Raw genomic sequence first — 902 nt, forward strand, 5'->3', positions numbered from 1 at the left:
GGGGTTTCGTTCATGATTTTCACCAACGCCCCGTCGGTGTCGTTTTCCAGCAGGGTGTCCCATTCCCGGCCCCAGACGACCTTGATCACGTTCCAGCCCGCGCCGCGGAAGAACGCCTCCAACTCCTGCATGATCTTGCCGTTGCCCCGCACGGGCCCGTCCAGGCGCTGGAGGTTGCAGTTGATCACGAAGTTCAGGTTGTCCAGGTTCTCGTTCGCCGCCAGCTGCAGCAACCCGCGGGACTCGGGCTCGTCCATTTCCCCGTCACCGAGGAACGCCCAGACCTGCTGGTCGGAGGTGTCCTTGAGGCCGCGGTTGTGCAGGTACCGGTTGGACTGGGCCTGGTAGATCGCGTTCATCGGCCCGATGCCCATCGACACCGTCGGGAATTCCCAGAAGTCCGGCATCAACCGCGGGTGCGGGTACGAGGACAGGGCATGGCCTTGCTTGGACTTTTCCTGACGGAAACCATCCAAATCCTCCTCCGAGAGCCGTCCTTCCATGAACGCCCGGGCGTACATGCCCGGGGACGCGTGGCCCTGGAAGAACACCTGGTCCCCGCCCGAGGGGTGGTCCTTGCCGCGGAAGAAATGGTTGAACCCGACCTCATACAGGGTCGCCGCGCCGGCATAGGTGGAAATATGCCCACCCACCCCGATATCGGCCCGCTGCGCACGATGGACCATGACCGCGGCGTTCCACCGCATGTACGCACGGTACCGGCGCTCGAACTCCTCGTTCCCGGGAAACTCCGCTTCCTGGTCCACCGGGATCGTGTTCACATAATCAGTGGTCGTCACCATCGGCACACCCACCGACCGGGCACCGGCACGCTGCAACAACGACCGCATAATGTACTGGGCACGCTCCGTGCCCTGCTCCGCGATCAACGCATCAAGGGA

1 pseudogene is annotated in these 902 nt (G+C 63.6%); it reads right to left on the bottom strand.

From position 1 onward, the window contains the following. A pseudogene (locus tag AC1DD5_RS25695) lies at positions 1–902 on the bottom strand (pyruvate dehydrogenase (acetyl-transferring), homodimeric type); the annotation flags it as partial.

The sequence above is a fragment of the Paenarthrobacter sp. 10L420 genome (assembly GCF_056395385.1).